The 8931-nt window shown below is 75.0% G+C and carries 5 protein-coding genes; 3 read left to right on the top strand and 2 right to left on the bottom strand.

Annotated features, from left to right (window positions below):
- Window positions 1–1916: hypothetical protein (locus tag C1J00_RS32155; RefSeq protein WP_102912505.1), on the bottom strand; the 1916-nt coding region annotated here is incomplete at its 3' end.
- 1 nt (window position 1917) lies between these two features.
- Window positions 1918–5256: an FtsX-like permease family protein gene (locus C1J00_RS32150; protein WP_102912504.1), complete on the bottom strand. Its 3339-nt coding sequence runs from the start codon at window positions 5254–5256 to the stop codon at window positions 1918–1920.
- Between the two features lie 139 nt (window positions 5257–5395).
- Between C1J00_RS32150 and C1J00_RS32145 the strand changes: the two genes are divergently transcribed.
- The 3 genes from C1J00_RS32145 to qcrB all read left to right on the top strand — a co-directional run bounded on the left by C1J00_RS32145 (window position 5396) and on the right by qcrB (window position 8621).
- Window positions 5396–6127, top strand: coding sequence for an ABC transporter ATP-binding protein (locus tag C1J00_RS32145; protein WP_102912507.1), 732 nt, complete (start codon window positions 5396–5398; stop codon window positions 6125–6127).
- A gap of 13 nt (window positions 6128–6140) precedes the next feature.
- The gene (locus tag C1J00_RS32140; RefSeq protein ID WP_102912506.1) at window positions 6141–6875 is read left to right on the top strand and encodes a vWA domain-containing protein; all 735 of its coding nucleotides are present in this window, start codon (window positions 6141–6143) and stop codon (window positions 6873–6875) included.
- 90 nt (window positions 6876–6965) lie between these two features.
- On the top strand, window positions 6966–8621 hold the full coding sequence (gene qcrB, locus C1J00_RS32135; protein WP_102912503.1) for a cytochrome bc1 complex cytochrome b subunit: 1656 nt from the start codon (window positions 6966–6968) through the stop codon (window positions 8619–8621).
- The last annotated feature ends 310 nt before the right edge of the window (window positions 8622–8931 follow it).

Raw genomic sequence — 8931 nt, 5'->3', positions numbered from 1 at the left:
GCTAACTCCCCGTACGAGTCCGGCTCGACCCCGGCCACGGTCAGCGACCGCGCCTCCTCGGACGCGCCCTCCGTAGCGAACCCGACGCCCACGGCCGTGACCTGCCGTACGCCCGCAACCTCCCGTACCGCCGGCGCCAGTCCCGCCGGGAGCGGGGAGCCGTCGGTGGTGGCGATCAGCGCGTCAGCGCCCGTCTCCAGCAGGGCGGCCCGGTCCCGGGCGTCCGCCACGCCCGCCAGCACGGACCCGCCGAACGCGGCCGTCGTCAGTGCCGTCAGCAGGGCGAGCAGCGGCAGCGTGGCGACCGCCGCCGGTGAGCGGCCCGCGCGGGCCAGCGACAGGAACCCGACCACCCCGCGCAGCCGCCCCGCCGGGCCCGCGGCCCACCGCAGGGGCAGCGGATACAGCCGGACGAGGACCAGCGCCGCCACCAGAGCGACGAGCACCGGGGCGGCGCTCACCAGCAGATCACCGTCCCCGGCCGGGCCCCGGCGGCGCAGCGTCAGCACCGAGCCGGCCGCCAGCACCAGCAGGGTCAGTTCGGCGACCGTGCGACCCCCGCCCGGCCTGGCCCGGGCCAGGTCGTCGCGCCCCTGATGCGCCCGCGGCCTGCGATGCGCCACCGCCGCGCGCACCGGCAGCGCGGCGCAGGCGAGCAGCGCCACGGCACCCGCCCCGAGTACGGCGGGCAGCAGCCGGGCCTCGTCCACGACGAGTACGGCGAGCAGCAGACCGCACGCCGCCGCCGGCACCGCCGGCACCGCGTTCTCGGCGAGCAGCCGCCCGGCGATGCCGCGCAGGGAGCCGCCCCTGGCCCGCAGCAGGGCGAGTTCCCCCTCGCGGCGTGCGGCGGCCAGACCACCGCTCATCACCAGGACGACGAACGCGACCGCGGCGATCCCGAAGGCCGCCACGGCGACCACCGGCGCGACGGCGTCACGCGTCTCGCCGTAGGCGCCCACGACCTGCTCCAAGCCGGTGGACAACTGCGCCGTCGGACCGGCGACGGCCCGCATCCGCACCAGCGCGGGCCCGTCCTCCAAAGACGCGATCCGCTCGACCAGGGCCGAGGTGTCCGCCCCGGTGAGCCGCCCGGTCGCGGGCGCGAACCGCCAGTACCGCTCCGGCTCTCCCTGACCGCCCAGCAGGGCCGGGGCGGCACCCGGCGCGAGCAGGACACCCGCCTCCCAGTAGAACTGCGGCGGACGGCCGCCGTCGCTCGCCATGGCCGGTGTCCGCAGGACCGGTTCCGCGGACCAGTAGCTCCGCTCCGGATGCCGGGGCTGGAGGACGCCGGTGACGCGCACGGTCAGCGGTCCGCCGGTGAAACCGTCCAGCGTGAGCGTGGAGCCCGCCCGCAGCCGCAGCGTCCGGGCCGTCTCGACGGTCACGGCCCCTTCCACCGTCCGGGTGTCCACGCTCACCGAGCCGTCGGCGGCGGGCAGCCGGCCCTCCCGCACGATGGCGTGGCCGGCCGCTCCCGACTGCGCGAGCAGCGTGAAGCGGGGCAGCAGCCCGTCGGGCCGGGGCAGCCACGCGTCCAGCGCCTGGAGGCTCTTGCCGGTCCGCACCCCGTACGCCGACTCCGCCGGGTCCGCCCGCAGCGGCTCGGGCAGCAGCGCCCGCGCCCGGCCCTCGACCGCCGCGAGCGCCTCCGGCCGGACCTCGCTGGCCCGGGCCTCCTCCGGACGGTTGAGACCGGGCTGCTCCGCCCTCAGCTCCAGCACGGTCGACTCGGGGGCGGCACGCGCGACGGCCTCGCGCAGCCCGTCCGTCTCGTACGCCTCCACGGCCCGGGGCAGGACGGCCGCGAGGAACGCCGTGACCAGCACCAGCACACCGAAGACGACCGCAGGCCAGGGCGCGGCCCGCAGCCGGGTCCGCACCCAGAAGGCTCCCTCTGCGTTCGGCGGCATCTCAGTTGTCCCCCTGGTGGCGGAGCGCGACCGCCGGCTCGGCACGGCGCAGCGCCGACGCGACGGTGATCAGCAGCAGGGGGGCGGCCACCCCCGCGAGGAGCAGAGCCACCTGAGGCACCGGGAGTTCGACGAGGACCGGCGGGAGAGGCCGCGCGGCACCGGAGGTCAGCACGATCAACGGGACGACAGCCCGGGTCAGGACCGCGCCGAGGCCGAGCCCGGCGAGCAGTCCCGCGGCGATGAGCAGGCTCTGCTCCGTCGCGACCAGCCGGGCCAGATCCCGGCGGGGCGCGCCCAGGGCACGCAGCACCGCGAACTCCGCGGACCGCTCCCGCCGCGCACCGGCGGCGCTCACCGCGAAACCCCCGGCGGCCAGGGCCGCGGCCGCCACCGCCACCGCCGTCAGCGCCGAGCGCGGCCCGGCGCCGAGCGGATCCCGCAGCAACTCGGCCGCGGCCTCGTCCCGCACCAGCACCTGCCCGGGTTCGAGGTCGGGGCGCGCCCTGAGCGCAGCGGCGACCTCGGCCTCCTGGCCCGGAGCGGTGCTCACCCACCACTCGGTGGGGGTGAGCGGCGTGCTGGCCCGCTGCGCCAGCACGGCGTCGACGGCCCGCAGATCGAGCAGCAGCGCCCCGCCGGACAGGGTCTCCCCGGCCAGGTCGGTGGCGGTGGTCGGCAGCTCCTGGACCGACCGCACGATCCGCACCCGCAGTTGTTCCCCGGACAGCGGTACGTCGATGGTGTCGCCGGGCCGGGCCCCCGCCGCGCGCAGGAAGTCCCGGCTGGCGACGGCCGAGAGGCTGCGCGGCACCTCGGCCCCGGTGGTGTCGATACGGACGGTGTAGACCGGCTGGGCGCCGTAACCGTCGTCGCGGTCGGCGCCGGTGCCGTACGACACGGCCAGCGGCGCGCTCCCCGACGCGTCGGGCGCGGCAGGCGCACGGGAGACGACCTCGCCGTTCTGCGTCACGACCCGGCTGCCCCGCCAGCGCGTCCCGGCGGGCACCGGGACGGTCCGCGCTGAGCCGTCGCCGCCGGTGGCGAGCAACCGCTCGACGGTGAACCGGTGTCGTTCGGGGCGGTCGACGGGAGAGGTGTCGTCGAGCTGCAGTCCGGTCAGCCGCAGCGGCCCGGCCGGTGCCGCCCGGCGGCCCGCCGCCGTCTCGTCCAGGTCCAGCGCGATCCGGTGAGCCCGGCCGTCCACCGGGACGACGCCGCCGCCCAGCCGGTAAGCGATGCCGTACCGGTCCTCCACGACCACCGTGAGCAGCGGCGCACGATCGGAAGGGGAGCTCTTCGCCGGGGCCCGCTCGTCGGTGATCCGCACGTCGAGGGCGATCCGCCGGGTGCCGTCGGGAAGCCGCACGGCCCGGTCCCCGTCCGGCGCGGGCGGCGCCAGGGCCCGCAGCAATCGCGCCGGGGGCTCCTCGGCAAGATCGCCGCGCATCAGCATCGCGTCCCCGGCACGGGCCGTGTCCAGGGCGAGGACCGTCGCCCGGCGGTCCCCGGACAGGCTCAGGGTGGCGCGGTGCGCGGGAGCGGCGTCCACGGCGCCCGGCAGCGCCGCGTAGAGCCCCGTCTGCCCGGGGCTGCCCGGCCGGTAGTCGAGCACCCGTACGGATGCGCCCGTCCGGAAGTCGGCCTGGTCCTCCTGCGACCGGTCCCAGGACGCACCGTGCCCGATCGCCAGCATGCCCGTCGCCACGGCGATGACCAGCAGCAGCACCGGACCCGCCCCGCGCAGCGGACGCCGGCTGAACTGCCAGCCCGCCAGCGCCGCGGGCAGCCCGCGTCCGCTCGCGGACCGCCGCTCCGCGAGCCGGGCCGCGAACGGCAGCACACGCAGCGTCAGGACCGTGCCCGCCAGCAGCGCCAGCGCGGGCGCCGCGACCAGCAGCGGATCGACGCCCAGCTCCCCGGCCCGGTCCCGGCTGAGCACACCACCGCCGGTCGCCTCGGTCTGCCGGTCGAGCTGCCAGTACGCCACGCCCGCGATCAGCAGCAGCCCCACATCGGCTCCGGCCCGCACCGGCGCGGCCGACGTCGCGGCCCGCACCCGCCGCAGCCGTACCGGAGTCCCCGACCTCGTCGCCGCCAGCGCGGGCGCCACCACCGCCACCGCGCAGGCCGCCGCCACCCCGACCGCGACCAGCCACACCCGGCCCGCCGGGGCGGTGTCGAGCCGCAGCCCGATCCGGTCGAGCGAGGACCACCGCGCGAGAAGCCGGGCCAGCGGGCCGGACAGCAGCGCGGCACAGACGGCGGCGGGGACCGCCAGCAGCAGCGCCTCCAGCGCGGCGAACCCGGCGATCCGGCCACGCGATCCGCCCCTGGCCCGCAGCAGCTCGGTCTCACCCGCCCGTTCGCTGCCCAGCAGCCGGGCCACCAGCAGCAGCGCGTACCCGGCGAGCAGCACCAGCTGCACCGACACGATCAGCAGCGTCGACCGGGACACCAGCAGGCCCCGCTCGGTCCGGTCGAGAACCTCGGGCAGCCCCGTGCGCACGTCCGCGTCGCCCCCGAGCGCCGGGTCCTCGCGCAGCGCCCCGGCCGCGCGGACGGCGGCCGAGCGGAGCGCGCCGATGCCGTCGGTCGTCAGGGTGCCGAAGCCGGCCGTCGCCACCCAGCCGGTGGCGTCCTCGGAGGCGCGGCCGGAGGCGAGCACCGATCCGTGCGTCAGCAGCGGCCCGTACGTGGTGAAGGCGACGGTGCGGATGCCCCGGCCGCCGAGGGTGTCGGCCTGCCAGTAGGGATCGGAGCTGTCGGCCGCCCGGTACACGCCGGTCACCCGGACCCGGAGCGGATCGCCGCCCAGCCGGTCGGTCAGCGTGACCTCAGCTCCGGGCCGCAGCTCCAGCCGGTCGGCGGCCGCCTCGGGCAGGGCCACGGGCACGGCGGCCGAGCGGGACGCCGGGGCCGGGCCCGGCAGGGTGCCCGCGAGCAGCCTGATCCGTGACGGGTCGAGGGCGGCGAGGTGCGTGAGGCCGGGCTCCCCGGCGCGGGCCTCGGCACCGCTCAGGGACCGGGGCAGCGCGTACGGCCCGGACCGCTCCAGCCTCCGCACGGTCACCGGCAGCCCGCCGAAGGCATCCCGTGCCCCGCGCACCACCGCCCGCTGCGCCGCGTCCCGCCGCTCCCGGGGCACGTCCGCCTCGACGACGAGGGAGGCGGAGGCCGCGGCCCGGCCGCCCAGGGCGCCGCGCAGCGCCGCGTCCCCCACGGAGCCGGAGTAGGCCGTCAGGGCGGCGAGCACTGACGTGGTCAGCAGGACGGCGAGCAGGGCGGCCGTGAGCAGCAGCCGGTGCGCGCGCAGGCGCAGCAGCAGTAAGCCCGTCACTCTTCCCCCACCCGATGCGCGAGCCGCAGATCCCCCAACCCGGTATGCATATCACGGAGATACCTGCCCGGCACATGAGTTCGAACGCGAGGTCGTCCCGCTCTTGACCATGCGGACCGGTTCCGTATGGGATGCCGTGATGACCGAGAACACCAGTCCGGGAACCGGCGCCGCCCTCGCCGACGACGCGTCCGGCGGGCCGATGCTGCGGGTCGAGGACCTGCACCACTCCTACGGCACCGGGGCCGCCGCCGTGCACGCGCTGCGCGGGGCCTCCTTCACCGTCCGGAGCGGGGAACTGGTCGCGCTCAGAGGCCGTTCGGGCTCCGGCAAGTCGACGCTGCTCCAGCTGATCGGCGGCCTCGACACCCCGCAGAGCGGCCGCGTCGTCGTGGGCGGCTCCGACCTGTCGGCGCTCGGCGAGAGCGAGCTGCTGGAACTGCGCCGCGACCGGATCGGTTTCGTCTTCCAGTCCTTCGGGCTCATCCCCATCCTCACCGCCGCCGAGAACGTGGGCGTGCCGCTGCGGCTGCGCCGGGCCGAGCCGCGCGAACGCGAGGAGCGGGTGGCGCTGCTGCTGGCCCTGGTGGGACTCGCCGGCCATGAGACACAGCGGCCCGCCGAGCTGTCCGGCGGACAGCAGCAGCGGGTCGCGATCGCCCGGGCCCTCGCCAACCGGCCGGCCCTGCTGCTCGCCGACGAGCCGACCGGCCAGCTCGACGCCGCCACCGGCCTGGCGGTCATGGAGCTGCTGCGGGCCGTGGTCCGCAGCGAGGGCGTCACGGCCCTCGTCGCCACCCACGACCCCCAACTCCTCGGCCTGGCCGACCGGGTGCTGGAGCTGAGCGACGGAGTGGTCACCGAGGAGTGAGAGGATGCGGGCCATGGTCGCGATCAGTCTCAGCAAGGTCCAGGAGACCGCTCCCGCGCTGGTGAACCTCTACAAGAGCGCCGGGGTGTCCCTCGCCGGGCACGGCCTCACCGGACTGCGCGCCGCGGTCTACCTCGTCGTCGACTACTCAGGCTCGATGAGGCCCTACTACCAGGACGGCAGTGTCCAGGCGCTGGCCGACCGGGTGCTCGGCCTGTCGGCGCACCTGGACGACGACGGCAGCGTGCCCGTGGTGTTCTTCTCCACCGACGTCGACGCCGTCACCGACATCGCACTCGCCGACCACCGGGGCAGGATCGAGCAGATCGTGGCCGGGCTCGGGCACATGGGGAAGACCGGCTACCACCTGGCCATGGACGCCGTGATCGACCACTACCTCGACAGCGGGACGGCCGAGCCCGCCCTGGTCGTGTTCCAGACCGACGGCGGGCCGATCAACAAGCTCGCCGCGGAGCGGTACCTGTGCAAGGCCGCCAGGCTGCCGCTGTTCTGGCAGTTCATCGGGTTCGGCGACCCCGGCAGCAAGCAGTTCGACTTCCTGCGCAAGCTCGACGACCTGGCCGTACCGGGCAAGCGGATCATCGACAACGCCGGGTTCTTCCACGCCGGGAAGGACCCGCGGAAGGTCCCGGACACCGAGCTGTACGACCGGCTGGTCGGCGAGTTCCCGAAGTGGCTCGTGGCCGCACGGGCGCGGGGGATCGTGCGGGACCCCGGCAGCCGCTGACCCGCCGCTCGTCCCCTTGGCCCACGCCCCGTTTGCACGGCCGCGACGCCGTGCCACGCTGGGAAGGATCCGACGGGGAGGCGACGACGTATGGGCGACGACGGCGCACGACGGGTGTACGGGACGGACTCCGCCCACCGGAGGCCGCCCGCAGGCAAGGGCGAGCAGCTCGCCGACTGGGCGGACGGGCGGCTCGGGCTGTACGCCCTGGCCAAGGCCAACATGCGCAAGGTCTTTCCGGACCACTGGTCCTTCATGCTGGGCGAGGTCACCCTCTACAGCTTCGTCGTGCTGATCCTCACCGGTGTCTACCTCACCCTGTTCTTCGAGCCCAGCATGCAGGAGGTCGTCTACAACGGCTCCTACACCGAGCTCAACGGCGTCCTGATGAGCCGGGCGTTCGAGTCCACGCTGGACATCAGCTTCGATGTGCGCGGCGGGCTGCTGATCCGGCAGATCCACCACTGGGCGGCGCTCGTCTTCATCACCGGCATGCTGGTGCACATGATGCGGGTGTTCTTCACGGGCGCCTTCCGCAAGCCGCGCGAGCTGAACTGGGTCTTCGGCTGGACCCTGCTGATGCTCGGCATCATCACCGGCCTGACCGGCTACTCCCTCCCCGACGACCTGCTGTCCGGCACCGGCCTCCGCTTCGCGCACGGCGCCATCCTGTCGATCCCGATCGTCGGGACGTACGTGGCGTTCTTCCTCTTCGGCGGGGAGTTCCCGGGCGACGACATCATCTCGCGGCTGTACCCCGTCCACGTCCTGCTGCTGCCCGGGATCATGCTGGGCCTGGTGGCCGCCCATCTGATCCTGGTCTTCTACCACAAGCACACCCAGTTCCCGGGCCCCGGCCGCAAGGAACGTTCGGTCGTCGGGATGCCCTTCCTGCCGGTGTACATGGCCAAGGCCGGCGGCTTCTTCTTCCTCGTCTTCGGCGTCCTGACGGTGATGGGCGCGATCGCCCAGATCAACCCCGTCTGGGCTTTCGGCCCCTACCGCCCCGACCTGGTCACCACCGGCGCCCAGCCCGACTGGTACCTCGGCTTCTCCGAGGGCCTGATCCGGGTGATGCCGGGATGGGAGATCAACCTCTGGGGGCACACCCTCGCCCTCGGCGTGTTCATCCCCTTCTCCTTGTTCCCCCTGATCCTGCTCGCCCTCGGCGTCTACCCCTTCATCGAGGCGTGGATCACCGGCGACAAACGCGAGCACCACATCCTCGACCGGCCGCGCAACGCGCCCGTGCGCACCGGCCTCGGCGTGGCCTGGCTGACCCTGTACGCGGTGCTGCTGATCGGCGGCGGCAACGACATCGTCGCCACCCATCTGCATCTGTCCATCAACGCGATCACCTGGTTCGTACGCATCGGCGTCTTCGTGCTGCCGGTCGCCGCGTTCATCGTCACGAAGAAGATCTGCATGGGCCTGCAGCGCCGCGACCGCGCCAAGGTGCTGCACGGCCGGGAGACCGGCACCATCAAGCGGCTGCCGACCGGCGAGTACATCGAGGTGCACGAGCCCCTCGCACAGGCCGAGCGGTTCACGCTCACCCAGCACGAGCAGAACCCGCCGTACGAGGTCGGGCCCGAGGTCGACGCGGGCGGCGTCCGCCGCAGGGTCAAGCGGTCCGAGAGGCTGCGGGCCCGGCTCGCCAAGGCCATGTTCGGTCCCGACGCGCGGATCGAGAAACCGACGGTGGAGGAGTACCGGCAGATCACCAGCGGCGATCACCGGCACTGACGACCGGACCCTGGCGTGGTCGTCTCGGCGCAGCCCACCTGTCGGCAGCCGCCGTGGCGAGGACCCGCGCGGCTCGCCCCGTGGGAAGCCGAGCGGGCCCGGCACACACGTGACGAGGACCCGAGCGGCTCGCCCGGCGGAAAGCCGAGCGGGGCCTCCCGGCGCCGCCCTCCTCGCACGCTCCGCGAAGGACGGCCCCGCCCTCGCCCCCTACGTGTCGCACTCCAGCACGCTCCGGCACAGCGCACACCGTGCCCGCACCCGCCCCCGTACCGGCACCCTGATCCGCTGATGGCACGTGGGGCAGGGG

This window comes from Streptomyces cahuitamycinicus (assembly GCF_002891435.1).
GTDB classification, from domain to species: Bacteria; Actinomycetota; Actinomycetes; order Streptomycetales; family Streptomycetaceae; genus Streptomyces; species Streptomyces cahuitamycinicus.
Note: the sequence above shows the minus strand (reverse complement) of the source record. Positions and strands in the feature narration are given on the sequence as shown.

Excerpts from the sequence above, each read along its gene's own strand:
- C1J00_RS32145 (WP_102912507.1), top strand. The coding sequence starts at position 5,396 with ATGACCGAGAACACCAGTCCGGGAACCGGCGCCGCCCTCGCCGACGAC.
- C1J00_RS32140 (WP_102912506.1), top strand. The coding sequence starts at position 6,141 with ATGGTCGCGATCAGTCTCAGCAAGGTCCAGGAGACCGCTCCCGCGCTG.
- qcrB (WP_102912503.1), top strand. The coding sequence starts at position 6,966 with ATGGGCGACGACGGCGCACGACGGGTGTACGGGACGGACTCCGCCCAC.